The following is a 26,775-nucleotide window of genomic DNA, read 5'->3' as shown; positions in this document are numbered from 1 at the left end:
CCAATCTTTTTTCTTTCTGCAAGTAATGCGTCGTTGTGCAGTAGCCTAATTATCCTATCTTTGCGGCTTCAAAAAAATAGTCATGATCAGTATAGATGCGCTTTCGGTACAATTTGGCGGTACCACGCTTTTCAGCGATGTTTCTTTTTCAATAAATGAAACCGACAAAATAGCCCTTATGGGTAAAAATGGTGCGGGCAAAAGTACCCTGCTAAAGATTATAGCAGGAGAAAACAAGCCTTCGTCTGGAAATATATCATCACCTAAAGGTACTGTTATCGCTTACCTGCCGCAGCATTTGCTTACCGAGGATAATGCTACCGTATTTGAGGAAACGTCTAAAGCATTTGCAGGTATCTTTAAGATGAAGGCCGAAATTGATGCCCTTAACGACGAACTCACCGTGCGTACTGATTATGAATCTGATGAATATTACAAGATTATAGAAAAAGTATCTGAGCTTAGCGAAAAGTTCTATTCTATAGAAGAAGTGAATTATGAAGCCGAGGTAGAGAAGGTACTTATAGGTATGGGTTTTAGCCGTGAAGATTTTACAAGGCCAACATCTGAATTTAGCGGAGGCTGGAGGATGCGTATCGAGCTTGCCAAGATACTTTTGCAGAAACCTGATCTTATTCTTCTGGATGAGCCTACTAACCACATGGATATTGAAAGTATACAGTGGCTTGAAGATTTTCTTATAAACAGCGCTAAAGCCGTTATGGTGATATCGCACGACAGGGCTTTTGTAGATAATATTACAACCCGCACGATAGAAGTTACTATGGGAAGGATATACGATTACAAGGCAAAATACTCACATTATCTGGAGCTTCGTAAGGATCGCCGTGCGCATCAGCAAAAGGCGTATGACGAGCAGCAAAAGATGATTGCTGAGAATACTGAGTTCATTGAGCGTTTTAAAGGTACTTACTCTAAAACATTACAGGTGCAGTCGCGCGTTAAGATGCTGGAAAAACTCGAACTTGTTGAAGTTGATGAAGTAGATACATCCGCACTTCGCCTTAAATTTCCTGCCGCGCCGCGTTCAGGGCAGTATCCGGTAGTAGTTACTGAACTTTCTAAAGCTTATGGCAGCCACGTAGTGTTTAAAGATGCTAACCTTGTTATAGAACGTGGAGAAAAACTTGCTTTTGTAGGTAAGAATGGTGAGGGTAAATCTACCATGATCAAAGCGATTATGGGCGAGATTGACTTTGAAGGTAAACTGGAACTGGGCCATAACATACAGGTAGGTTACTTTGCCCAAAACCAGGCTGCAATGCTTGACGAAAACCTTACAGTTTTTGAAACGATTGACCAAATTGCAGTAGGAGAGATACGCACTCAGATCAAGAACCTGCTTGGAGCATTTATGTTCAGTGGCGATGATACGACCAAGAAGGTTAAGGTGCTTTCAGGTGGCGAAAAAACACGTCTTGCGATGATAAAACTGCTGCTTGAGCCGGTTAACCTCCTTATTCTGGATGAGCCTACCAATCACCTTGATATGAAAACCAAAGACATTATTAAAGATGCCCTTAAAGCGTTTGACGGTACCGTTGTACTGGTGTCTCACGACAGGGATTTCCTTGATGGCCTTGTAACAAAAGTGTTTGAGTTTGGCAACAAACGCGTTAAAGAACACTTTGAAGATATTAAAGGTTTCCTTGAGCATAAAAAGATGGAAAACCTTAGGGAGATAGAGAAAAAGTAAATGTATTTTATAATGTAAAAAGCAGGTTTTAAACCTGCTTTTTTTATGACCTGAATTTATCGGGTGTCGTGCCGAATTCCTTTTTAAAGGCTTTAGTAAAATTCTGAACAAATTTATAACCACAGAATAGGGCGATATCTGCAATAGGTGTGGCGTTTTCAAGCAGCATCCTTTTTGCTCTTAGCATACGAATGTCTTTTAGGTAGCCAAAAACAGTAGTGCCAAAAATTTCCTTGAAACCTTTCTTTAGCTTAAAATCGTTGATGCCTGCTTCGCGGGAAAGTTCCCTTATAGAAAAACTCTTGGAGATATTGATATCCATGAGAGCTTTTACGTAATGTATCTTCTCTATATCATGATTTTTAAGCCAATTAGTAGCGTTGTGTTCAAGCTGCTCAAATTGTTCCAGTTGCAGCATAATAAGCTTTATAATTTTTGCTTCCAGGAAAAGCGTTTTTAGCATACCCTGCCTTTTGCAGGTCATCATTTCCTGGAGTATGCTGTTCATCTCGGGGATGATGGGCATATTGTTTTGCGACAGCAATGCAAATTGTCGTTTCAGCATCTCTGTACTAAAGCTGTTTAATACAGGATATACTTTATTTACAAGGCTTAAAAAATACTGCTCTGAGAAAATAATATGAAACGTGTACGAAGTTTCTTTTTCATCTGGCGATCCTATGAGGTATTTTTTATCAGGACAAAAAATAAGGTTGTGCTGGTTACCTGCAAAGTGATACTCTGAGCCACTTTCTGCTTTAAGAACTGAACTACCTAACACAGAAAAATACATCTCTATAACGGGAGCGGGGAATGTTATGCCTATAAAAAAGTTTTTATTAAGCCGTACATCCCCATAACATAAATGAATATTCTTAAAAGTAAATTTCCTGAAAGAACCCTGTCCATTAGCAGTGTTAAATTGTTTTTCATGTTCTGCAATTCCGCTGTAGTCCCTGTTAAAGAGATCGATGTCAAAATGACCATGAATGTTTAAACTATCCATTATTCATGTTATAAATAATCCTTTATTGATAATATTTAATCCTTACCGCATAAATGGCGGTATGCATTAATAAGGATATTTGCACGCAAATATTGCTATTATTTAGACTAAATACAAATTATAATTCAATTACATTCAAATACAAATTTTAGATGAACACTTTTTACATTCGTAAACAGGAACGGTATAGCCGAGAAAAGATGCTTCGTGCATTTTTTACCTGTTTTATCTTACTATCTTTTTTCGGCCTTAGTGCCCAGCAGTGGCAATACCTTGGGGCTCAGGACGGCATTTCTGCCGGTGGTGCAAGTTTTAATAATCTTGCAAAAGACTCTGCAGGAAACATTTATGTTTCTTATTATGATGTGAGCGTTACTAAAGGCTCAGTACAAAAATATGACGGAACTGCCTGGACCTATGCAGGTGGAACAGCTGGCATAACAAACGGTTTTGCTACTTACAACTCGCTATGTGCAGATGCTTCAGGAAATGTGTATTATACTAATCAGGGTACGGGCATGGAGGTTAGAAAGTTTAACGGAACAGCATGGTCTGTACTTCCGTCAGTCACTTCAAACACAATAAACTTTCAAAGTAGCGCAGTAACACCTAATGGTACTCTTGTAGCAGCAAACAATGAAGCCTCGGGCACAGTAAAACGTCTTGTAAACGGCGCGTGGGAACAGGTAGGTTCTACTGGTTTTGCCGGTGGCGTTCCGTATTATCTTGATATGGTAACAGGTTCTGATAATACTGTGTATGTTAGCTTTGTTAGCGGAGGGAACATTAACGTTATGAAAAACAATGTGACAGCCGGATCTTCAACCTTATGGACGTATGTGGGAGGAGCTGCAGTTGCTCCTGCAACGTCAAGTGAGCAGTATCGTGCTGCCCTTGCTATAGATGCATCAGATAATATTTATGTGGCTTACACCTCGCTTTCGGCTTCGGGAAACAAGATTAACGTTAAAAAATTCAACGGAACTGCTTGGTCTCAGGTAGGTGCTGAAAACTTCTCAGAATACCGAGTTCACTATGTTAACATTGCTGTAAGCCCTACAGGTGTTCCTTATGTGGTTTTCTCTAACTTTGAGAACAGCCCTAATAACAAGAACAGCGTAATGAAATTTAATGGTTCAGGCTGGGAAACCGTGGGGGATAACCCTGTAGCAGCATCTGAGGCAAAATGGAATGCAATAATTTTTGACAATGCAGGTAACCCTGTAATAGCCTATACCGATTCAGGGTCGGGTAAGACAATAGTCAGAAAATTTGCAGCGGCTACGGCTGTGCCGGTGCAAAGTATTTCAGTTGCAACACAAAACAGCGTGCCTGCGGCAATTTCCGCTAATGATGGTACACTCCAGCTTACATCGTCTGTTCTTCCTGCAACGGCAGATCAGGCTGTAACGTGGAGCATAACCCAGGGTTCGCAAAATGCAGCCATAACCCAGGGCGGGCTGGTTACTGCTTCAGAAAACGGGAGTATTACGGTAACAGCCACTTCAGTTCAGGATCCTGCAAAGACCGCAACAATAGTAATCACAATTACAAATCAAACAGCTGCGGGAACAGGTAATGGCATCACAGGCTTTAACCGGGATATCATCGCTAATGGTGTTGGTAATGCTTCGGCATCATCAGAAATTGGCCTTGACGAGGTAAATTCAAGGGCTTTGGTTTCTCTGGATTTTAAAGCTACATCTTCAAGCCCGACACCTGCCTATGGACTGCCTGCAAACGGACTTATAACAAGCGCTGCTACTCCAGCAATTACATATCAGCTGGCTAATTATACTGGGCCTAATGCGCTATACCTTACTCCATCTTATGTAACGGGATCTATAAATACAGTAAGCTCAGGAACATTATCGTTCCAGGCACAAAATGTAGGTAAAGTATATGTATTATCGTCTGCTGCAGGCGGAGGCTCAACAAACCTTCCGTTTACTGCAACAGTAAATTTTAGCGATGCAAGCATGCAGGTTGTTACATTACAGGCTAAAGACTGGTATAGTGGTACGGGCTATGCTGCAAAAGGTATAGGGCGTGTTAACAGGACGAATAACAACCTTGAAGGAGATGCCGAAAACCCAAGGCTTTATGAAAATGTTATTACCATTTTAGATGCAAATACAGCTAAGACAATAACAGGGATTACGTTCTCTTTTGATGGTGATGCAACAGCAGAATATGGAGAGCAGATAAGGCTTGCCATACTTTCTGTAGCGACAGCTGCACCATCAGCCGTTACTGCTCCGGGATTAGTTGTTAAAACATCAGCAGGACAAACATCTGCCACGATAGATACAAATTCGGACTCTATTGATCTTGATGCCTATCAAAATGACCTTTATGTAGCTGATAATGATATAACCTGGTCTATCGTTCCGGGTGGAACAGGAACAGCAAGTATTGGCCAGTATGGTGTTGTTACGGCTGTTGCTAATGGTACGGTTATCATAAGGGCAACACTAATTTCTGACCCATCAGTTCACGGCGATTTTGTACTTACCATTACAGGGCAGCAGGCAGGATACTGCGATGCATATCTTATTAATGGATGTTCTAACCTGTCAATATCTAGTGTAGTTACTACAGGAGGTTACCCTAATCTTAACAATGCGACTACAGGCTGTCTTGGTACAAATAACCTGAATGGATACAACGATTATACAGTACAGACATTAGGTGCTGCAAAAAACAGCACTGTAACATTCAACTTTAATTTTACAGGATCACTTGTTCAGTTTACTTATCTGAGTGTATATATCGACTGGAATCATGATATGATATTTTCTCAGGATGAGACAGTATATCTTTCTACAACAGAAGAGTCTACAGGCGTGCTTCAGTTTACGGTTAATGTGCCTTCTACGGCAATATTAGGAAATACCAGGATGCGTTGCAAAGCAGTTAGCGGCTTTATAGGCTCTGGCCCGTGTGGCTATAACTCTCAGGGAGAGGTAGAAGATTATACTATCAACATACTTGCAGAAGGTGCTGTGCCGGGTGTAACCGTTGTTACTCAAAACAGTGTGCCAGCGGTTATAAATACAAACGATGGTACGTTGCAATTAGTGGCAAACACAACACCCACAACAGGTGCTCCGGTAACATGGAGTGTGGTTGCAGGAAATATTTTTGCTACGGTAGATGCAAACGGACTTGTTTCTGCGGAGGCAAACGGAACGGTTACAGTCAGGGCTGCATTGGTTTCAGATCCAACCCTTAAACACGATATCATTATTACAATTACCAACCAGATTATTGATGTTACCGCAATTGACGTTGTTGTACAGAATAACGCACCGGCAGTAATCACTGCAAACGAAGGTACGCTTCAGCTTAACGCTCTTGTGTCACCTGTAAATGCTACAAATACGGCTGTTACCTGGACAATTGTTAGCGGCTCTGAATTTGCTTCAATAGATGAAAACGGACTTGTTACCGCTGTTGCCAATGGTACGGTTACACTCAGGGCTACATCGAACGAAGATGAAACTTTGTTTGATGAGATAGCAATAGTAATTTCTAATCAATACGTTGCAGCTACAGCATTAGTTGTATCTGTTCAGGATGATGCAGAACCTATTATCAATACTAACGTAGGTACGCTTCAGCTTGTAGCAACAATTGCTCCGGCAGAGGCCACAAATGCTGATGTAACATGGACAATTGTTAGCGGCGCTGAATTTGCTTCAATAGATGAAAACGGACTTGTTACAGCAAATGCAAATGGTACAATTATGATCAGGGCTACATCTAATGACGATGAAATGCTGTTTGATGAAATAGAAATCGTAATTTCTAACCAATACGTAGCAGCGACTGCATTGATTATATCTGTAGAAAATGATGCAGAACCTGTTATCACGACAAATGAAGGTACACTTCAGCTTGTAGCTACTATTGCTCCGGCAGATGCTACTGATGCTTCGGCTACATGGACAATTGTTAGCGGTGCCGAATTTGCTTCAATAGATGAAAACGGACTTGTTACCGCTGTTGCCAATGGTACGGTTACAGTCAGGGCTACATCTAACGACGATGAAACTTTGTTTGATGAGATAGCAATAGCAATTTCTAACCAATACGTAGCAGCGACTGCATTGATTATATCTGTAGAAAATGATGCAGAACCTGTTATCAATACTAACGAAAGTACGCTTCAGCTTGTAGCAACAATTGTTCCGGCAGAGGCCACAAATGCTGATGTAACATGGACAATTGTTAACGGCGCTGAATTTGCTTCAATAGATGAAAACGGACTTGTTACCGCTGTTGCCAATGGTACGGTTATAGTAAGGGCTACATCTAACGACGATGAAACTATTTATGATGAAATTGAAGTAGTGATCAATGTGCCTACGGCAGGTCTTGGCGACTTTGATGCCTCTAAATTTGTGTTGTATCCTAACCCGTCAAACGGTGTTGTAACGATACAATCTTCACAGGTTGTAAAAGAGATTGCAGTGTTTACTATGACAGGACAACTTGTGTATAAAGGTACAGGTGCTTCGGTAGATATCTCTGCACAGCAGGAAGGTATTTATCTTGTAAAGGTAACGCTTGAAAATGGTGCAGTTGCCACACAGAAACTTATCAGGAGATAAACATCCAACATAAGAATAACCATTATTAAAAAAGGCAGAAGTAATTTTACTTCTGCCTTTTTGCTTTATGATTTTTCTTTCCATCTGTTCCAGCCTAAAATATCTTTTCGGATGTCTTTTTCCCATTCACGACCGTGCTGTCTGGTTAAATAAGCCATCGCTAAGAGGTTGTAATCCATGTATGGGTTGAGGTTAGGTGGCGCAAGGCATCCAAAGTCATGATAGCTTACGTGATACTTCTCTGCAAAATCAGCATCTTTATCTGTAGCTCTCGAAGCTATACCTCCCAATATGTAAAGTGTTACCTTGTTATCTTTAAGATCCTGCTCAAATTTCTCTACAGGAGTCTTTCTGTTAAATTGCGCAGAGGATATGAGGCTGCAAAGCAAACTTATTATAAAGAATATTTTTTTCATGTTGTATTTATTTTTAGCCACAAATTACACTTATCTATTATTGGTATGTATTCATAGTTTTATCATTATTTAACCATTTCTACAAGGCGTATAAATTCTGCCCTGTAGCCATCAGTGTCATTTTGCAGTCCCTGTTTTGCAAGTGCTTTTATATCGTCAGTTTTTTTGTTGGGAACAAGTTTTGAATCCCTCAGTTTCAGCCCGAACCATGCCACAGCAGCCGAGAATTTATAGTCAGCAGAGGTACTGTTTAACGGCAGCGGATTATTAGGAATGATCTTAACGATCTCGGTGCTCCTGTCTTCATCCGGTTTTTTAGACCTGAATTTTATGGTTGCCAGTTCGTCGCTGTATTGATTAGGATTACCAGATGGCTGGCTGTATTTTAGTTCGGAAACAGGATTGAAGAACTCGCTTTTTATACCGGTCGGTATAATTTCATAAAGTGCTGTCACAGTGTGGCCGCTGCCAAGTTCGCCTGCATCAATAGCATCGTTAGCAAAATCTTCGTCGCGCAGCTTACGGTTTTCGTAACCTATCAATCGGTACGATTGCACATACTTAGGATTAAACTCAATCTGAATCTTAACATCTTTGGCAATAGCATACATAGAGCCTTTAAATTCCTTGTTGAGGTAACGATCGGCTTCCTGCATGTTATCTATATAGGCATAGTTGCCGTTGCCTTTGTCAGCCAATGTTTCAAGCTTAGAATCTTTGTAATTACCCATGCCATAACCAAGGCAGGTTAAGAACACGCCGTTTTTGCGTTTCTCTTCAATAAGGGTCTGCATATCGCTGTTAGACGATGCGCCCACATTAAAATCGCCATCGGTTGCCAGGATAACGCGATTGTTGCCGCCTTTTGCAAAATTTTCCTGCGCTGTTTTATAGGCCAGTTCAATGCCTGCGCCTCCTGCGGTACTGCCTCCCGCCGAAAGATTATCAAGGGCTGTGTAGATCTTCTCTTTTTCCTCGCCGCTGGTAGATGGCAGTACGAGCCCGGCAGCGCCGGCATATACTATAATTGCAATCTTATCTTTTTTACGCATTTGGTTTACTAATAGCTTCATGCTTCGTTTTAGCAGCGGTAGTCTATTGGCTTCATCCATTGAACCTGATACATCTATCAGGAACACAAAGTTAGAAGCAGGCAGATTTCCATCTGGTATTATCTTACCCTGAAGGCCTACTTTTAGCAGTTTATGCTGTGTATTCCACGGTGCGACACTGTACTCGGTATTAATAGAAAACGGCTCATTGTTTACAGGCTGCGGATACTGGTACTTAAAGAAATTTATCATCTCCTCCACGCGTACCGCATCTTTAGGCACAGTTTCACCGTTATTGAGAAAGCGTCGGATATTAGTGTACGAAGCATTATCTACATCTATACTAAAAGTAGAAAGCGGGGTAGTGGCAGGATTTTCAAACTGGTTCTCTGCAAAGTTTTCATACTCTTCCTGGTCAACCTCGATGGTTGGTTTAGTAGTTTGCATGAATTTAATGTACTCAGGATTTAGCGTTGCAGCTTTTCCTTTCTTTTTCTCTTCACGTTTCAGTCTACGCAGTTCCTTTTTAGAAAGCCCTTTTTTTGTTTTTACCAAAATTACCCCATTTGAACCCCTGTTGCCATATAGCGAGGAAGCTTCATCATCCCTTAATATTGACATGGATACAATATCATCCCTGCTTATATTCTTAAAATTATCGGCGCTTACGGGAACACCGTCTATCACATATAGAGGATCCGCACTATTTGAACCAAAACCTCTGAGTATAGTTGTGGTTCCTGCCCCCAAATTATTCTCCTGCCCCGGTAAAGCGGCCTTCATTCTTTCGGCAAAAACCGCATTAGGCTGGCCTTTAAGAGTACCGTAAGTTAGTTCTTTAGAAAGCGTACCGTTTAATTCATCAGTTTTTGACAAATATCTCGGGCTATTTAGTTTATATGTTCCCGGCTCTCCCGATCCCGTTGTTATGGCAAGCCCCGGAGTCTGGCCTTGCAGTGTCTGTACAAAATTAGCATTAGACTGGCCCGTAACTACTTTGGAAGCTACTGTTGCTACTCCTTGTGATATATTTGTATCTGATATTACTGATTTTTTGCCCTGAATATTCCTGCCTCTGTATGTTTGTGTTGGTGCGGCAACGTAAGCTGTGGCAGGGTTATTAATGTATGCCTGTTCTTCTGCTTTTTTCCTTTCTTTTTTTGACTGGTGTTTTTCCATCACTTTAGGAGTAATAGTAGTTACAGCAATATTACTTGTCGCTCTTGTAGTGCTTCTATAACCTTCTACAACTACTTCCTGTAATGCTTGGGCATCATCCTGAAGTCGTATGTTAATATCTTTTTGTTTGCCAACAGCCACAACCTGTTGCTGCATACCTATCATTGATGCCAAGAGTTTTTCGCCTTCTTTAGCATCGATGGTATATTTGCCATCAATGTCTGTAGATACTGCTTTAGTCGTACCTGCTATAGCAACGCTCACACCCGGCACAGGTAGTCCCTGGCTGTCGGTAATCACGCCGTTTATTGTTTTAGTCCCTTTTATTTCCAATGGTGCAAGGCTTGCCGAGATTTTATCTTTTTCAAATGACTCTGCCTGTTTAAAAGTATTTGCCGTTACAGGCTGGCTTTTTTCGGCATACGACGGCGAATAAAGATTTACATCACCTGTAGGGCTGGCAGCAGCGTAGCCTTTAGCGAGTGCATCAGTTTCATTAGGTTTCCCCTCGCCAGGAACTAATGTTATTTTATTGGTATAAAAATAATATTCAGGATCATCAATCTTTTTTGATGTTACAAAGCGCTGTCCTTTTATGAAATAAACCGAATCGTCTGCTCTTTTGGTTATAGTTCCGGCAACTCTAAATTCACCTTTATCACTTCTACTATTCCAAACGAGGGCTTTTTTAAATTGAGTGTTAAAACGTATAGAGTCACGAACTTTTTCCGAATTTGCTTTCGCTACAGTAGCATTTTCGTCATAAAAAGATTTTACTGCTTCATTGCTTACAACAGCTTCTTTAGGTTCTGTCTTAACAGGGTCAAACGTTTTTTTTACCTTTTGGGTGTCTATAACCGTTACGTTATTTTGCGGTGTAACCTTTGGAGCAGCAACAGGGTTGTCCTTTTCATTGTTCAATAGAAATACCCCTACGAACATAAACAACAGGAAAACGGCAGCAATACCGGTATATTTCCACCAGTTGGCTATACTGCGCTGCTTTTCATTGTCCAGTTTCTCTTCTACGCGGTTCCATACCGCATCCATGCGTGCAAAACCTTTGTCTTCGGTCCTGCCTGCTGCCTCTTTAAACTGTTGGTATATTTTATCTTGATTTTCCATGACTGTTCTCATTTTGATAATAAACATTGTTTACTAATTCTTTAAGCTTACCGCGGGAGACGTTTAATTGTGATTTGGATGTTCCCTCAGATATATTCAGCATGGCGGCGATCTCTTTGTGTGAGTAGCCTTCTATGGCAAACAGGTTAAAGACGGTCCTGCAGCCTTCCGGCAGATAGGTGAGCAGGTTCAGCAGGTCTTCTTCCTCAAGTCCGGCCGACTGGACGTCAGAAGGTTCTGCGCTGCGGCTCATGTCTTCAATATAAATATTAAAGTTGGTGTTTTTCTTTAAGCTCATGAGGCACTGGTTCACGGCAATTTTGCGTGCCCACGCTTCAAACGCTTTGGTTTCTTTCAGCTGGTCAAGCTTGGTGAAAATAGTGTAGAAGGCATCGGCCATGGCCTCTTCTATTTCCTCCTCACTTTTCAGGTACCTTTTGCAGGTATGGTAGAGTTTGGGAGCCAGTAGCTCATACACCTTTCTCTGGGAGTCCCGGTGCATTTTCCTGCATGCTGTTATTAGTTTTTCGTCCATCACAATTAGTCTCTTTTATGTATAGATTAGAAAAACTTAGAAAAGGTTGGGAGAGGGAATAAAAATAGTTTGTTTTTTTTCCGATGTCTAAAGTCCGTTGTCCGATTATCGCTTCCGACTTCGGACCTCCGACTTCTATTCCTCAAGCGTCAGCTTATAAATGTCAGATGCAGTTGCATCACTGTCGGTATCTTCAGAAAGCAGGAATTCTAACGATTTGTCATTCTTTTTGTAAAGCGTAATGCCTTCAAATTTATTTTTTTGTGAGATAACCTGCGTCCATTCCACTTCCATAGATTCGGTATCCATTCGGCCTATAAGCGTTCCCGCAACTTCGCCGTCTTTATAGGTTGAAGTAGTTTTTTCGGCTGCAGCCAAAAAATAAAGTTTGTCGTCAATAAGTACAGCGTCGGTAAAGCTCGACTGAAAACCGTTTATTTTAGGCAGTTTCACCTCATTGAATATAAACTGAAATGATGTTTCGTTGATGTCGCCTTCAAGGGTAAACACACCGTTCTGCTTTTTAGGGCCGTTGCCGCGATTAAATAAATACCAGGTACTGCCCGCATTTACTGCTGCTTCAATATTGAAATTTTCTTTATTGATCTCGCCAAATTCCTGCATAGACAGGTAAAGGTCGGTAGCATCAATAGCCGGGAAGACTTTTTTAGATTGTGAATCTACATGAAGTATCGTATTACGCTTTTCGGTAGACCCCGAACCAAAAAGATACAGATCATCGCCAAGAGCTGCAATAGCTTCAAAATCGCGCTTCTCTTTTTTAGGGACATTTTCGAGTTGGCCGGTATAATCCTGGGGTGCAAGGTTAATCTTTTCGAGTTTTTTATCGATCAGGCTGTACTCATACAACAGGTGGCTGTTATCTGAAACCACATATATTGATGTACCGTTAAAAAATAACCCGGAAGCTGAACCGATACCTATAATGTGGAACAATACTTCCAGCTGAAACTTTTGCATAATATTATGTTTTTGTAAAAAATACCCTAATGTTTTAATGCTTATATTTATATAAAGATAAATCAATTATCGATGAAAGCAATAGATACCGACGATTTTAGAGTGAAAGATAACTTTGATATCCACAAGGCTCCAACCCTTATAGACATGGAGGCTTCTGAAAAGAAAGTACACTCAGAACTCAAGAAAACCAGCCGTAAGCTCGGTAAGCTGCAGGACAAAATGTATGCCAACAACCGCTATAGTGTTTTGGTTTGCTTACAGGGCATGGACACATCGGGCAAAGACAGCCTTATACGAGAAGTTTTCAGGCGGTTTAATGCGAGGGGTGTAAATGTTTACAGTTTTAAGACACCGTCTTCGGCAGAGCTGGAACACGATTACCTATGGCGTCATTATATTGCCCTGCCGGAGAAAGGTAAGTTTGCGGTTTTTAACCGTTCGCATTATGAAAATGTGCTTATTACACGCGTGCATCCTGAATTTATATTGAACGAGAATTTACCAGGCATAAGCACCGTAGAAGAAATACCCGAAAATCTTTGGGAACAGCGTTATGAGCAAATGAATAATTTTGAAAAGCACATAGCGCAAAACGGAACGATTGTCTTTAAGTTCTTTCTTCATTTAAGTAAAGAAGAACAGCGTCAGCGTTTATTGCGACGACTTAATAAAGAAGAGCATAACTGGAAGTTTGCACCAAGTGACCTTGACGAAAGGGGGTTTTGGGACGATTACCAAAAATACTATGAAGAGGCGATAAACAGCACGTCAAAAAAACACGCACCCTGGTATATCATTCCCGCAGATAATAAAGAAACTGCGCGTTATCTTGTAGCCAAAACTATCTTTGATCACCTTAAAAACTATGAGGATATTAAAGAGCCGGCCGTTAACGAAGCTGTGTTGGAAAATATAAATTTATATAAGAGTAAGCTGCAAAATGAGAAGTAGCAGATGCTGGCCACAAATTACTCGAATAGCACTAATTGTTTTAGTCCTAGTAAATTGAAACACAGCATTGATTTGAGAGAATTAGTGAAAGGAATTTGTGGCAAAAAAATCACTCTGCGAGCAAATCTTCCAGTTCTTCCTGAGAAAGGCAGATGCCAATGTTGTCTGCTTTTTCATTTTCGTCTTCTGCGCCGTCAATAAAGTAAATAGGGGTGTTAGCCGTAATTTTTCTTTTACGGATACTCTCGGCAGCCGTACGCCCTTGAGATGGTTTACTCGAATAATTGATTACTATTGCATCCAGCTTAAGTAATCCTGTTTTACGATAAGCTTCAGCACCGTCATTGAGTTCAATACCCACAACATCGGCATTTTTTTTACAGTAATCTATAAGCGGTGTGGTAAGTTCTTTAGTCCAGTCAATAATAAATAATTTCATGGCATACTATCTTGGTTGTTACAAAAACAAAAAACCCGCGGTTATAAATCCGCAGGTTTTTACAAAGGTTACTTCTTGCACTTAGGTTAAATTATATTACAGGTCAAATCCATATGCTAAACGCAGCGCAATCTGGTCAGCATGAAAATCTGTCATTCCTTCATATCGTATACTTGCATCAAAATATTTGTTGGCATACCCAATACCCGGTGCCCATAAAAATGATGTCTGGTCATAATCATTGGTAACTGCAAAACCGGCACCCAGTTCGCCTAATACATAAAATCTGTCTTCCCATATAAAGGCTTTAAATCCTGCCTTTGCAGGAATAAATCCAAGATCCTTAACATCGTCATCGCCAAAAAGATTAGTAAATCCTGTTGTCAGCGTAAGCGATGTCCTTTGGCTAAGATTATATTGCAGTCTTACGTCTCCACCCAATGCCCAGTTAAAATAATTTCCTGTTGTTGCACCAACGTTAACACCAAAGCCAAGTTTGAATCCCTGATCGTAGCCGTCTGTTGATGATGCACCTACCTGTGCAAATGCTGTAAAGCCCAATGTCAACATTGCAGCTAATAACAGACCTCTGAATTTTCCTGTCTTTTTCATAATTTCCAGTATTTGTTAGTGAGGTAAAATTAGTATGCTTGCCTTATTAAAAAATCCAATAAATTGTTAATTAGTTGTAATTAATTCATAAAATTACAAATGAATCTTGTTAATATTGTGATTTATAAGATTTTAGCTTCGACTGATTTTTAATATGAAACCTACTGACTACCTTTGCAAAAAATTGCAGAAGTGACTTTATCAGCTTACACAAAAGAATTTGGCGCAAACATCCGCCTGGCTTACCCGGTTATACTGGGTATGTTAGGGCATACGCTTATCAGCGTGGTAGATAATATAATGGTGGGCAGGCTCGGCGCTACCGAGCTGGCAGCTGTATCGTTGGGGAACAGTCTGGTATTTATAGCCATGTCTGTAGGTATAGGTTTTTCTACAGCTATTACACCTATAGTAGCACAGGGCGACGCTGCAAAAGATACTGCGACGGTGCGGTCTGCATTTCATCACGGACTATTACTATGTACTATTTTAGGTGTCTGCCTTTTTGCAGTTGTATCGTTAGCTAAACCGCTGATGCATTTAATGCACCAGCCTAAAGAGGTAATAGACCTTGCATCGCCCTTTGTAGACTGGGTTGCCTTCTCATTGCTGCCTATGGTAATCTTCCAGGGATATAAACAGTTTGCAGATGGTATGTCGCTTACGAAATATGCCATGCGTGCCGTTATTGCATCAAATGTAATACATATAGGTATTAACTATATGCTTATATATGGTATATGGTTCTTCCCAAAAATGGGAATAATAGGTGCAGCTTTAGGAACGGTCATATCGCGTTTGTTCATGCTGGCATATATGCACATATCGCTGTCGCGTAACGAAAAAGTAAAGCAGTATTTTCAGGATTTCAGCTTTAGCGAAATTAAAAAGAGCATGCTTAAAAAGATAACATCGTTAGGGCTACCATCGTCTATGCAGATGCTTTTTGAAGTAGCGCTGTTTACCGGAGCTGTATGGCTTTCGGGTTCGTTGGGTAAAACCAACCAGGCAGCTAACCAGATTGCCCTGAGCCTGGCTTCCATGACCTTCATGTTTGCTATGGGGCTTAGTGTTGCCGCTATGGTAAGGGTAGGAAACCAAAAAGGGCTTCAGGATTATAAAAACCTGCAAATTGTTGCCAGGTCAATATTTCTATTGGCAATTATAATCGAGATCATATTTGCGCTTATGTTTGTGGCGCTGCACGATTACCTCCCCTATATTTTCCTAAATACCGAAAACACCATTCAGCTTAGTGATAATACAGAGGTAATATCTATCGCGTCAACATTACTGATAGTCGCTGCCATTTTCCAGATTAGTGATGGTATACAAGTGGTGGTACTTGGTGCACTTCGCGGATTACAGGACGTTAAGATACCAACGATAATAACATTTATTGCCTATTGGGTAGTTGGGTTCCCTGTATCCTTCTACTTGGGGATTTATACAGAATTAAAAGCAATGGGAATATGGATAGGACTGCTTGCCGGACTCACCGTTGCTGCATTATTTTTGTATCTTCGCTTTAATTATTTAACGAATAAATTTATTGAAGATGATGTTCAAACGGATTCTTTAAATTTGAAACCTGAAACAATATTATAAGCGTTCTGTCATTTTGAGCAAAGCGAAGCGTAGTCGAAAAATCTCAGAGATTTCTCCACTTCATTTCATTCCGGTCGAAATGGCACAAAATTTAGAATCTACGACTTTAAAAACTTTTGACTTTATATGGAATTACCAAAATTTGTACTTGCCGATAACACCGACTTTCCTGAGGATATCTTTATCATCCATTTAGATTATCCACGTTTTATCATTAACCTTAAAGACGATGAGGTAGAATTTATGGAAGAACCGGAAGACCTTGACGAAAATGAGCTTAACGCCGAAATGGAAGGCCTTATCGAGGAGGCTAATAATTTCTACGATAGGGAAGTAGAACGCTACGAGAAACAGTAATCAGTTTACAGTGATTAATTAGCGGTTCGTCATTTTGAGCGCAGCATAGCAAAGTCGAAAAATCTCAACTTTTATAGAAAGATTTTTCCTTTGTTGGAATGATAAACGAGGCTACTCAAAATACTTACTCAATAAAATACCTGCGGCTGCAAAAGGCGATAATTCGTTATTTTGCACCGCTTTTTTGTTTTGTTCCAATAGCATAGCAATATCATCGCGTGAGTAGAAATTATTTTTCAGCTGTTCGTTGATGGTTTCGGTGAGCCAGTAAGAGTTTTGTTCGCTTCGGCGGATTCCAAAAAAGCCATTCTCTTTTGTCAGGCTAAAATATTCATTGATTATCTGCCAAACATCAGCCACGCCATCATGTGTTACAGCGCTGCATGTCATAACCTTTGGCTGCCAGCCTGAGCTTTTAGGCGGAAATAAATGCAGTGCGCGGTTAAATTCGGTTTTGGCAAGCCTGGCTTTCTTAATGTTATCGCCATCGGCTTTATTGATAACGATCAGGTCGGCCATTTCCATGATGCCGCGTTTTATACCTTGTAGTTCGTCACCAGCACCTGATATCTTCAGCAATAAGAAGAAATCTACCATACTGTGTACGGCAGTTTCACTTTGGCCTACACCAACAGTTTCTATAATGATGGTGTCAAAACCACAGGCCTCACAAAGAATGATCGCCTCGCGGGTTTTGCGTGCCACGCCGCCCAGCGTATCGCCGGATGCAGATGGGCGTATATAAGCATTTTCATCTTTAACCAATTCTTCCATACGGGTCTTGTCGCCCAGTATGCTGCCATGCGACAATGAACTGCTTGGATCTACCGCGAGCACGGCAACCTTTCGGCCCAATGCGGTAAGCTGTTTGCCAAAAGCTTCTATAAAGGTACTTTTGCCCACACCGGGAACACCTGTAATGCCTATGCGCACCGATTTATCCGCATGCGGAAGGCACTTGGTAATAACCTCGTTTGCTTTTTGAAGATGCTGCGGATTGGTGCTTTCTATAAGGGTAATAGCACGGCTAAGGGCGGTTTTGTCTCCTGCCAGTATGCCATTTACAAGTTCCTCTGCAGAAGGCTGTTTTTTCCTCAGGCGGGTAATATGTTCTATAGATGCCCTGCTGATGCTCTCCGGACGTTCTACACCATCTACTTCATGCAATGCGGTTTTTTGGGCTTTAGGCTTATCCACGGTAATTGATTAGAGAAGTAAAATTAAGCTTTTTCCTTTGTTTTTTGTCGCTAATTACACGAATTGGCATAAATTTTAAAAGCCCCTGCTGTGATAACAACAAGGGCTTTTTTACTATGGCTTTAAGGATGTAAGTAAGAACTTTAAACCTTAACAAAATTAATACGCTGCTGTAAAACGCTGTTGGTGGTGTTTAGGGTTTTCCACTTCGTCTGCAAGCACGACAGCTACATCTTCGCCAGACATAATGCTGCGGTTGTTTTCGTCAAAAACAGGGTTTTCAAGTCCAAGACGGTACTTGCCTCTACGGCCCGTCGTAATTCCCTGGTGCATTTCGAAAGCAGGGCTAAAGAACACCCAGTCAAGGTCTTTTTCTTCTCTAAGTATGTTAAGGTAATCTCTTGCAGCCGATGCACCCGGATAGATTTCTTTTGGGAAATCCGGGCCGTCTACAGCCTGTACACCTGGCGCAACAAAAAGGCTTCCTGCGCCGCCTACAGTTATATAACGCTTAACGCCCGATTTTTTAACTGCTTCCTGTAAAGACGCTGAACCTTTCAAGAAGTCATTATAAATATTTGGGTTTGTCCATCCCGGATTGTAAGCGCTTACAATTGCGTCGTGGCCTTTAAGGATATCCGCGAGGGCACCTGTATCAAAGATGTCTGCTTTAACAAGCGTTACGTTTGCAGGAACATCCTCTGATGGATTTCTTGCAATTGCTGTTACTTCGTGACCGCGTGATGCGAATTCTTTTACTAACGATGTGCCCAGAAATCCTGTGGCGCCGATGATTGCTACTTTCATAATTATTGAATTTATTTATATGTAATTTAAAATGTTACAGTTTTGTATAAAAAATTTTAAAACTCCTTTGTGAATTCAAGAAGTGAGATCTTGTCTAATTGTTTGCTAATGCTGCTGTTAACGTCTTTGTACAAAATGTCAAGCCTGTCGTTTATTTTAAGTCCGACAGGACAGGCAGGGTTAGGGTTATTTTTAGAGTATCCAAGGTGCACCGACTCAAATGTCATTGCAAAAATATCGTTAAGGGTAATGTCCTTAGCCGGTTTAAGCAGTCGGGTACCACCATATTTACCCTCTCGGCTTTCTACAATATTGTGTTTTTTAAGATTGGCTATCTCTTTACGTACCAATACAGCATTGATGTTCATGCTCCCTGCCAGATATTCTGACGAAAGGAATTCTTCCGGCTCCCTGGAAAGAAGCGAAAGGATGTGAAGCGTTATGGCAAATTTGCCTGATATCATACTGTAATAATTTCTGTTACAAATATAGGCAAGTTATTATAAACTGCAAACTTATTATTTTCAGCTATATCAAAATGAGGTCTATATCCTGCGATTGGAAAATATTACATCTGTTTTATTGGGTGTTTAGGCAATGTAGCCGTAAATTTGGTGCAATCACGCATAGCCCGTCTTAATGGATAGCATTATACTGATATTTATCTGCCTGCTGGCAGGCGTTGCCTTAAAGCGCATTACGGCCGTTCCGGCTAATGCGCATGTGGCCTTAAATCAGTTCGTCATTTATATTTCGCTTCCGGCGCTGGCGCTCTACTATATCCCTAAAATAGAGATAAGTGCTAAGCTGCTGTATCCGCTGGGTGCGGCATGGATAGGTTTTTTGCTCTCATGGGTTATTTTTTCAATGCTGGGTAAAATGTTCAGTTGGCCCAAAAAGCTTATTGGCTGCCTTGTACTTACAGCAGGTTTAGGCAATACATCTTTTGTAGGCTTTCCAGTTATAGAAGCACTTTATGGCAAACATGGACTCGAAACTGCCATAATTGTAGACCAGCCGGGAACCTTTGTGGTAATGGCTACCTTAGGTATTATTGTCGCTGCCGCTTATTCAAAGGAAGTAGCAGGAGCGTCGGGAATACTGAGGAAAATAATAGTATTTCCACCATTTTTGGCTTTTTTCACGGGGGCTGTAATGAATGTTTTCGGCTACGACTTTATAGATATATTGCAGCCTGTATTCCAAAAATTAGGGAGCACGGTTACACCTGTGGCACTTGTAGCAGTAGGAATGCAGTTAAAAATAGAATTACGCAGCAGGCATTGGGGCTTTTTAGGATTAGGCCTCTTGTATAAACTCATTTTGATGCCGGCTTTATTTTATCTGCTGTACAAATCAATACTTGGTGGAGACGGACTCGAAATTGATGTTGCTATAATGGAAGCCGCAATGGCACCTATGATAACCGCTGCCATACTGGCATCGGCACACGGACTTAAGCCACGGCTAGCCGGAATGATGATAGGGGTAGGGATACCGCTTTCTTTCCTCACGCTGGCGTTGTGGTATTATATTTTGAATACATTTTAAATTTTTCTGATGGAAAATATCAAAACAGCTGCGCCAGACCTGGACAGCAAAATAATTGTACAAAAAACAGTTTATTCCATACTTTTTTCGGTTGCTATAGCCCATATGCTAAACGATTTGCTACAGGCAGTAATACCGGCAGTATACCCAATACTTAAAGATAAATATGACCTTACATTTACCCAGATAGGTCTTATTACATTTGCCTATCAGTTGGCCGCATCCATATTACAGCCTTTCGTTGGCTTTTATACAGATAAGAAACCGCAGCCGTATTCTAAAATATTTGGTATGCTGTTTACTCTGGCGGGAATTGTTATGCTGTCGTACGCATCAGGGTTTGCCATGCTGCTGGTATCTGTAGTACTGGTGGGTATAGGCTCATCCATTTTTCATCCTGAGGCTTCAAGAGTCTCCTACCTGGCATCGGGCGGAAAAAGAGGGCTGGCACAATCTATCTTCCAGATTGGCGGAAATATGGGTACCGCTATAGGGCCACTGCTTATCGCATGGATCGTAGTGCCAAACGATCAGCATTATATTATATGGTTTGGCATCATAGCACTTTTGGCAATTGGTGTTTTATGGCGCATAGGCAACTGGTACCGCGACCATCTTACCCTTAATGCAGGTAATAAAAAAGTGATAGTATTGCCAGACCTTTCGCAACGGCGAATAGTCATGTCGGTAATTATTCTTCTGGTTCTTATTTTCTCAAAATATTTTTACATAGCAAGCATTACAAGTTATTTTACGTTTTACCTTATTGACAAGTTTCATCTTTCGGTACAGGATGCGCAATATCACCTGTTTATATTTCTTTTGGCTCTGGCTATAGGTACGCTGTTGGGCGGGCCGCTTGGCGATAAGTTTGGGCGTAAATATGTAATATGGTTCTCGGTATTGGGTGTTGCACCATTTGCGTTGCTGCTTCCGTATGCCGATTTATTCTGGACAACTATACTATCAATAATCATCGGTACTTTGCTGGCATCGGCATTTCCTGCCATATTGGTATATGCACAAGAGCTGCTCCCTAAAAAACTGGGTATGGTTTCAGGACTGTTCTATGGTTTTGCATTCGGGATGGGCGGGTTAGGAGCTGCATTATTAGGTTACCTTGCTGAGAAGGAAGGTATAAATTATGTGTATGATATTTGTGCCTACCTGCCCCTTATAGGTATTATAGCCGTGTTTTTACCTAACCTTAAAAAGAAAGAAGCACCAAAAGCCTAATAATTACTGATTGTTCACAAAACTTTAACGCTCAGGTTGTAGCATATTTCCTAACTTTATAAGATAACCAAAATCTTATACATTATGTCTACAAAAAAATGGGCTATAGACCCTGCACATTCTGAAATACAGTTTAAAGTAAAGCACCTCGTAATTTCTACAGTAACGGGTTCTTTTAAAGAATTTACCGGAGAGGCATCCACTCCTGAAGATACTTTTGAAGGAGGGGAAATTGCTATTACCATAAAATCAGAGAGTGTAAATACAAATAACGGCCAGCGCGACGGACATTTAAAAAGCGCTGATTTCTTTGATGCGGAAAATTATCCTGAAATCACTGTAAAGACTACCTCCATAAAACAGATAGATGAAGACGAATATGCGCTTACAGCAGAGTTTACCATGAAAGGTGTTACTAAAACTATCGAGTTTAAAGGTGAATATGGAGGTATAGCTAAAGACGGCTATGGAAATACAAAACTTGGCCTTGAGGTAACAGGCAGGATTAATCGTAAAGATTATGGGCTTAACTGGAATGCCGTTGTAGAGGGAGGCGGACTTACGGTAAGCGAAGACGTTAAACTTATTGGTAACCTGCAATTCATTCAACAGCAATAATTATGTGGCTTTTTAATACATCCAGAGATAAGAAGCTGTACCATACCGGCCTGTTTTTGCTCCGGGTTGTGGTTAGCTGTTTTATGCTTACGCATGGCGCTAAAAAGTATATGATGCTTTTTTCTACAGAACCGGTAACATTTACCGACCCGTTGGGTATTGGCTCTGATGCATCACTAATATTAGCATTTGTAGCAGAGTTTATCTGCTCCATCCTGATTTTGATAGGTTTTACAACAAGGCTGGTAGTACTGCCGCTTATCGTAAATATGTTTGTCGTAATTTTTGTCGTACACGCTTCGGACGGGTTTGAGAAACAGGAACTACCTGGATTGTATCTGGTAATCTATGTGCTGCTGTTTATTACAGGAAGCGGTAAATATTCTATAGATCATCTTATATATAAAAAGAACAGGCCCAGGACGTATTCATAACATCAAATTATAGTATTTTTGAAGCTTATTACAGCTGATAGAATACCATGAAAAATATAGAATTATCACAGGAAATGATTGCCTCACTTACAAGTGTAGTAGGGCAGTCATTTTTGTTTTTAGACGAAGCTACAAGAAAAGACTACGGCCACGATGAGACCGAAGATTACTCCTTTCCGCCATCAATAGTGCTTAAGCCAGGTACTACGCAGGAAGTATCTGAAATTATGAAGATTGCCAGCCAGTATAGAATACCTGTTGTGCCTATAGGCGGGCGTACCGGCCTTAGTGGCGGCGCTTTAAGTATTTATGGAGGCATAGGTCTTTCCATGGAACGTTTTAATAAAATAGAGATAGATGAACAAAACCTTCAGGGTATTGTTGAGCCTGCGGTAATAACACAGGTTTTCCGTGAAGCTGCCTTTGAAAAAGGATTGTTCTATCCGCCAGACCCAAGCAGCCAGGGCAGTTGTACCATTGGAGGCAATGTTGCCGAGAATGCAGGAGGTGCAAGGGCACTTAAATATGGTGTCACTAAAGATTATGTATTGAATCTCGAAGTGGTTCTCCCGTCAGGCGACATTATCTGGACGGGTGCTAACACGCTAAAGAATTCTACAGGTTATAATCTTACTCAGCTTATGGTAGGCAGCGAAGGTACATTGGGTATCATTACGAAAATTGTAATGAAGCTGCTGCCTGCAAATTCGCATAATATTCTTATGATGGTGCCATTCTTTAAGGCAGAACAGGCATGCGAGGCTGTTGCGCAGATATTTCGTGCCGGAATTGTGCCTAGTGCGCTGGAGTTTATGGAGCGCGATGCAATAGACTGGACGCTGAAATATGTAGACGGCGTAAGCCTTGATATTAAGGACAATGTTGAAGCCCACCTTTTAATTGAAGTAGATGGTAATTACCCTGATGTGCTCTTTACAGAAGCGGAAAAGATTATGGGTGTCCTTGAACAATTTGAAATTGACGAAATATTATTTACCGACACCGAAGACCAAAAGAACGCACTATGGAAAATGCGCCGTGCAGTAGGGGAGGCTGTAAAATCGAATTCGATATATAAAGAAGAAGATACTGTTGTGCCGCGCTATGAACTACCGGCATTGCTTGCAGGTATTAAGGCTGCCGGTAAAAAATACGGATTCCATTCGGTTTGTTATGGCCATGCCGGCGATGGCAACCTGCACGTAAACATTATTAAGGGCGATATGACTGATGAAAATTGGAATACTGAAGTTCCTAAAGGCATACGCGAAATATTTGAGCTTACAGTTTCACTCAAAGGAACGCTTTCCGGGGAGCATGGCATCGGTTATGTTCAGAAGAATTATATGGATATCGCTTTTAATGACGTCCAGCTCCAGCTGATGAAAAGCATCAAAAATGTATTCGATCCGTTAAATATCCTTAATCCGGGTAAGATATTACCGGATCATCTATAAAAAGAAAGCCGCTCCTAATCTGGAGCGGCTTTCTTTTTATGTTTTAGGCAATACCTTTGTTGCAACATGACCTATCGTGAGTCCCTGTACAACGATAGAAAATACTACCACAAAATAAGTGATTGCTATAATTATATCCTTATAGGGTCCATCATTTATAGACAGTGCCAGGGCAATGGAAACCCCGCCGCGCAGTCCGCCCCAAACAAGCATTTTTATGGTGCCGGCGGTAAATTTATTGCGAAACTTGATGAATTTTGTAGGCAGCCATATCGAGATAAAACGTGAGAACAGCACAAGTACTATACAAGCCATTCCTGCAAGCCAGTAATGGTTAAGGTCTTTTATAACGAGAAGGTTAAAGCCTATAAACAGGAACAGTATTGCATTAAGTATTTCATCATTAAGTTCCCAGAATTTATCAAGGTAGTCTTTAGTAACCGGAGACATGGCAAACCTCTTTTTAAAGTTACCAATTATTATCCCTGCAAACACCATGGTTAAAGGGCCCGAAACGTGAAGAGCCGAAGCAATAAGATAGCCGCCCATTACTACAGATAATGTGATAAGTACCGATACTTTATAATCGTCGATTTTTCGCATGGCACGCGACGCGCCTATACCTAAGGCGATACCAAGAATAAATCCGCCTCCTGCTTCCCTTAGCAGCAGCCATGCTGCATAGCCTACGGTTGGGTTAGGGCCTTCCTGCGCAAGCTGGAGTATTACGGCAAACACTACAACAGCGACACCATCATTAAACAGCGATTCGCCTGCAATTTTTGTTTCCAGCGATTTCCTCACATTAGCTTTTTTAAGAATACTAAGTACGGCAACAGGATCTGTTGGGGATATTAGAGCTCCAAAAAGCAAACAATAAATGTAAGGCAGTTGTATAGATAATAAAGGCAAAAGGTAATAAAGGAGTGAACCTACAGCAAATGTTGAAATGATAACACTTACGGTAGAGAAAACCATGATAGGCCCTCTCTGTTCGCGTAAATCTTTAAGGTTAATGTGTACGGCGCCTGCAAACAGCAGGAAGTTAAGCATAGCACCCATTAGTACCTGGGTAAAGTCGAAACCGTGTATAAGGGTAGAAATCCGGTGCAGTGGTTTTGGAAAGATATTACCAAATACTACTAAAAAAATAGATACTGCCATTGCAAGTACCATGACACCTATTGTTGAAGGCAGTTTAAGAAAACGTACATTTAAATAGGCAAAGAACGATGCGAGTACAATAAGTACAGAAAGCGAATAGTATAACTCCATGGGCTTATAGAACGTGTTTACAATCTCAGCAGTATAGTTTTCAGCACAATGATTTGATGATGATTAAATTGCATGCCTTGCAAAGCTGAGACTGCGACTGAAAACTCTATAAAGGCGTATATTCACAAATATAACAAAAAATAGCGGTTAAGCCTGCAAAATATGGTTTTAATAAAACAAAAACCCTGCAATTGCAGGGTTTTTAGATTAAAATATCAATGTTACAGCCCAAGGCCTTTTCTTATGTTTTCCGAAAACAACTTTTCAATAAGCTGAGGATTTTCATTGTTTAAAAATGTCCATTTCTGGCCGGTAGCTGCATCTGCGGCAGCAATCATTTGCGACCTTTTTTTGATAAGGAAAGAGTTGTCTGTTTTATCAAAAGTAGCTACAGATGCTTTCATGTTTTCTTTAAACATTGTAGTCATTGTTTCAATTTCCTTGTCGGCAGGCCTTTCTGTAAAGATCATTCGCATCTGGGTATCATAGCTAACGACTGCATAGCTGCCTCCTTCTATTTTTTTTATATCCCCAAAAGTAAAGTTTTCAGGTACTTTATCCAGCTTTATGGTGTATCCTTCTCCCTTAAGCATTTTTGGCAGCATTTCAAGCATCTGTTCCTTAGGTATAAGGTCAAATATCTTAGGGTAGGTAAGGTCCATTAAGCCTTTATAGTTTTCGGCAAATGTATAGTCAAGCATTCGCTGCGCATCTTTAGCTAACGAAGCTTTGTCCTGCGCTGTAGCAAATAGTGGAGCAGTAACTAAAAATGCCAGTAAGATTATCTTTTTCATATATGTACTATGGTATTGAAAATCCCCGCTTACTGGGGAATAAAATGTATATTATTTACCTCCATTCAGTTTTTTCTCAAGTGCAGCTTTTTCGGCAGCAGCTTTTTCTACTGCAGTCTGGGTTTCAGATTTTGCACTGTTATCTGATTTCTTTGTAGTTGCCTTTTTATTAGTGTTGTCAGCAGTTTCTTCAGTGATGGATTCCGGATCGAGAGCATTTCGTATATCTTCATGTAATATGCCTTTTGCATAAGCGGCAGCAGGGTTTACAAATGTCCATTGCCCATTGGTAGATCCATCGGCGATAGCCACGACTTGTGTACGGTTTTTAGAATGGATAGTGTTGCTTGGCTCATCATAATATACATTTTTGCTATTAAATATTTTACCAAATTTCTTTATCACTTCAGCCTGTTCTTTTTGCGGCACTTTGTTTTCAAGCGCAACTTTGTTAGACACATTATATGTAATGATGCAAAAATAACCATCGGCGCCGCCCTGTACAGCTCCGTAATCAATCTGCGGTTCAATTCTTTCCGGATAAATAGTGTAACCTTTACCGTTCATGGATTTCTCAAGGTCACTTATAAATTGTTCCCTGCTTGTTTTATCAAAAACTTTAGGATAGATGATATCGACAAGCGATTTGTAGTCCTGTTTGTCGTTGATATCTATAAACTTCTGCATGTCTTTATCAAGAGTAGCTTTGTCCTGTGCAAAACCGCAAAGTGATACAGCGATCAGAAGTGCCGATGTAAAAAGTTTTATTTTCATGTTTACGTTTAGTTTTTTCAAATATAGTTAAATGA

23 protein-coding genes are annotated in these 26,775 nt (G+C 40.7%); 10 read left to right on the top strand and 13 right to left on the bottom strand.

Going from position 1 to position 26,775, the window contains the following annotated elements; genetic code table 11:
• The first annotated feature begins 82 nt into the window (after positions 1 to 82).
• Positions 83 to 1,717, top strand: a complete 1,635-nt coding sequence (locus R1T16_RS15435) for an ABC-F family ATP-binding cassette domain-containing protein (RefSeq protein WP_317502023.1) — start codon at positions 83 to 85, stop codon at positions 1,715 to 1,717.
• A gap of 43 nt (positions 1,718 to 1,760) precedes the next feature.
• On the opposite strand, the gene R1T16_RS15430 is transcribed toward R1T16_RS15435, so the two are convergent.
• A complete protein-coding gene (locus tag R1T16_RS15430; protein WP_317502022.1) occupies positions 1,761 to 2,723 on the bottom strand; it encodes a helix-turn-helix domain-containing protein in 963 nt (320 codons plus the stop codon).
• Between the two features lie 152 nt (positions 2,724 to 2,875).
• Between R1T16_RS15430 and R1T16_RS15425 the strand changes: the two genes are divergently transcribed.
• Positions 2,876 to 7,339 (top strand): Ig-like domain-containing protein, encoded by a 4,464-nt coding sequence (locus R1T16_RS15425; protein WP_317502021.1) that lies wholly within the window; start codon positions 2,876 to 2,878, stop codon positions 7,337 to 7,339.
• Positions 7,340 to 7,404: 65 nt separating this feature from the next.
• Here R1T16_RS15425 and R1T16_RS15420 read toward each other — a convergent pair whose 3' ends face one another.
• The 4 genes from R1T16_RS15420 to R1T16_RS15405 form a co-directional block, all read right to left on the bottom strand.
• Complete coding sequence (locus tag R1T16_RS15420; protein ID WP_317502020.1) at positions 7,405 to 7,755, bottom strand: hypothetical protein; 351 nt, start codon at positions 7,753 to 7,755, stop codon at positions 7,405 to 7,407.
• 65 nt (positions 7,756 to 7,820) lie between these two features.
• Positions 7,821 to 11,111 (bottom strand): YfbK domain-containing protein, encoded by a 3,291-nt coding sequence (locus R1T16_RS15415; protein WP_317502019.1) that lies wholly within the window; start codon positions 11,109 to 11,111, stop codon positions 7,821 to 7,823.
• Positions 11,095 to 11,613, bottom strand: a complete 519-nt coding sequence (locus tag R1T16_RS15410; RefSeq protein WP_317502124.1) for a sigma-70 family RNA polymerase sigma factor — start codon at positions 11,611 to 11,613, stop codon at positions 11,095 to 11,097. The genes R1T16_RS15415 and R1T16_RS15410 overlap by 17 nt, the downstream gene beginning before the upstream one ends.
• Before the next feature lie 168 nt (positions 11,614 to 11,781).
• Complete coding sequence (locus R1T16_RS15405; RefSeq protein WP_317502018.1) at positions 11,782 to 12,627, bottom strand: DUF6929 family protein; 846 nt, start codon at positions 12,625 to 12,627, stop codon at positions 11,782 to 11,784.
• A 72-nt stretch (positions 12,628 to 12,699) separates the two neighbouring features.
• Between R1T16_RS15405 and R1T16_RS15400 the strand changes: the two genes are divergently transcribed.
• Positions 12,700 to 13,581 carry a PPK2 family polyphosphate kinase gene (locus tag R1T16_RS15400; RefSeq protein ID WP_317502017.1) on the top strand — a complete coding sequence of 294 codons (882 nt, stop codon included), beginning with the start codon at positions 12,700 to 12,702 and terminating at the stop codon, positions 13,579 to 13,581.
• 109 nt (positions 13,582 to 13,690) lie between these two features.
• On the opposite strand, the gene R1T16_RS15395 is transcribed toward R1T16_RS15400, so the two are convergent.
• Both R1T16_RS15395 and R1T16_RS15390 read right to left on the bottom strand, forming a co-directional pair.
• A complete protein-coding gene (locus R1T16_RS15395; protein ID WP_317502016.1) occupies positions 13,691 to 14,020 on the bottom strand; it encodes a hypothetical protein in 330 nt (109 codons plus the stop codon).
• A 96-nt stretch (positions 14,021 to 14,116) separates the two neighbouring features.
• Positions 14,117 to 14,632, bottom strand: coding sequence for a hypothetical protein (locus R1T16_RS15390; RefSeq protein WP_317502015.1), 516 nt, complete (start codon positions 14,630 to 14,632; stop codon positions 14,117 to 14,119).
• Between the two features lie 192 nt (positions 14,633 to 14,824).
• On the opposite strand from R1T16_RS15390, the gene R1T16_RS15385 reads away from it, so the two are divergent.
• The gene (locus tag R1T16_RS15385) at positions 14,825 to 16,240 is read left to right on the top strand and encodes an MATE family efflux transporter (protein ID WP_317502123.1); all 1,416 of its coding nucleotides are present in this window, start codon (positions 14,825 to 14,827) and stop codon (positions 16,238 to 16,240) included.
• Positions 16,241 to 16,366: 126 nt separating this feature from the next.
• Entirely contained in the window at positions 16,367 to 16,597 is a 231-nt protein-coding gene (locus tag R1T16_RS15380) for a hypothetical protein (RefSeq protein WP_317502014.1), read from the top strand.
• Positions 16,598 to 16,708: 111 nt separating this feature from the next.
• Here R1T16_RS15380 and meaB read toward each other — a convergent pair whose 3' ends face one another.
• From meaB to R1T16_RS15365, 3 genes are all read right to left on the bottom strand, one after another.
• Positions 16,709 to 17,794 carry a methylmalonyl Co-A mutase-associated GTPase MeaB gene (meaB, locus tag R1T16_RS15375; protein WP_317502013.1) on the bottom strand — a complete coding sequence of 362 codons (1,086 nt, stop codon included), beginning with the start codon at positions 17,792 to 17,794 and terminating at the stop codon, positions 16,709 to 16,711.
• A 159-nt stretch (positions 17,795 to 17,953) separates the two neighbouring features.
• Positions 17,954 to 18,601: an NAD(P)-dependent oxidoreductase gene (locus tag R1T16_RS15370; RefSeq protein WP_317502012.1), complete on the bottom strand. Its 648-nt coding sequence runs from the start codon at positions 18,599 to 18,601 to the stop codon at positions 17,954 to 17,956.
• Between the two features lie 56 nt (positions 18,602 to 18,657).
• A complete protein-coding gene (locus R1T16_RS15365) occupies positions 18,658 to 19,065 on the bottom strand; it encodes an Rrf2 family transcriptional regulator (RefSeq protein ID WP_317502011.1) in 408 nt (135 codons plus the stop codon).
• Between the two features lie 175 nt (positions 19,066 to 19,240).
• Here R1T16_RS15365 and R1T16_RS15360 point away from each other — a divergent pair, with 175 nt between their 5' ends.
• The 5 genes from R1T16_RS15360 to R1T16_RS15340 all read left to right on the top strand — a co-directional run bounded on the left by R1T16_RS15360 (position 19,241) and on the right by R1T16_RS15340 (position 23,897).
• Positions 19,241 to 20,152 carry an AEC family transporter gene (locus R1T16_RS15360; protein ID WP_317502010.1) on the top strand — a complete coding sequence of 304 codons (912 nt, stop codon included), beginning with the start codon at positions 19,241 to 19,243 and terminating at the stop codon, positions 20,150 to 20,152.
• A gap of 9 nt (positions 20,153 to 20,161) precedes the next feature.
• Positions 20,162 to 21,388, top strand: a complete 1,227-nt coding sequence (locus R1T16_RS15355; RefSeq protein ID WP_317502009.1) for an MFS transporter — start codon at positions 20,162 to 20,164, stop codon at positions 21,386 to 21,388.
• An 84-nt stretch (positions 21,389 to 21,472) separates the two neighbouring features.
• Positions 21,473 to 22,006 (top strand): YceI family protein, encoded by a 534-nt coding sequence (locus R1T16_RS15350; protein WP_317502008.1) that lies wholly within the window; start codon positions 21,473 to 21,475, stop codon positions 22,004 to 22,006.
• Positions 22,007 to 22,008: 2 nt separating this feature from the next.
• Positions 22,009 to 22,440 carry a DoxX family protein gene (locus R1T16_RS15345; protein ID WP_317502007.1) on the top strand — a complete coding sequence of 144 codons (432 nt, stop codon included), beginning with the start codon at positions 22,009 to 22,011 and terminating at the stop codon, positions 22,438 to 22,440.
• A gap of 47 nt (positions 22,441 to 22,487) precedes the next feature.
• Positions 22,488 to 23,897 carry an FAD-binding oxidoreductase gene (locus R1T16_RS15340; RefSeq protein WP_317502006.1) on the top strand — a complete coding sequence of 470 codons (1,410 nt, stop codon included), beginning with the start codon at positions 22,488 to 22,490 and terminating at the stop codon, positions 23,895 to 23,897.
• Positions 23,898 to 23,933: 36 nt separating this feature from the next.
• Here the strand turns inward: R1T16_RS15340 and R1T16_RS15335 are convergent, their stop codons facing one another.
• The 3 genes from R1T16_RS15335 to R1T16_RS15325 all read right to left on the bottom strand — a co-directional run bounded on the left by R1T16_RS15335 (position 23,934) and on the right by R1T16_RS15325 (position 26,740).
• A complete protein-coding gene (locus tag R1T16_RS15335) occupies positions 23,934 to 25,172 on the bottom strand; it encodes a sodium:proton antiporter (RefSeq protein WP_317502005.1) in 1,239 nt (412 codons plus the stop codon).
• A gap of 221 nt (positions 25,173 to 25,393) precedes the next feature.
• Positions 25,394 to 25,966, bottom strand: coding sequence for a hypothetical protein (locus R1T16_RS15330; RefSeq protein WP_317502004.1), 573 nt, complete (start codon positions 25,964 to 25,966; stop codon positions 25,394 to 25,396).
• A gap of 51 nt (positions 25,967 to 26,017) precedes the next feature.
• Positions 26,018 to 26,740, bottom strand: coding sequence for a hypothetical protein (locus R1T16_RS15325; RefSeq protein WP_317502003.1), 723 nt, complete (start codon positions 26,738 to 26,740; stop codon positions 26,018 to 26,020).
• Between the last annotated feature and the right edge of the window lie 35 nt (positions 26,741 to 26,775).

The sequence above is a fragment of the Flavobacterium sp. DG1-102-2 genome, from assembly GCF_033042555.1.
Classification (GTDB): domain Bacteria; phylum Bacteroidota; class Bacteroidia; order Flavobacteriales; family Flavobacteriaceae; genus Flavobacterium.
This window is presented reverse-complemented; position numbering and strand designations above follow the sequence as displayed.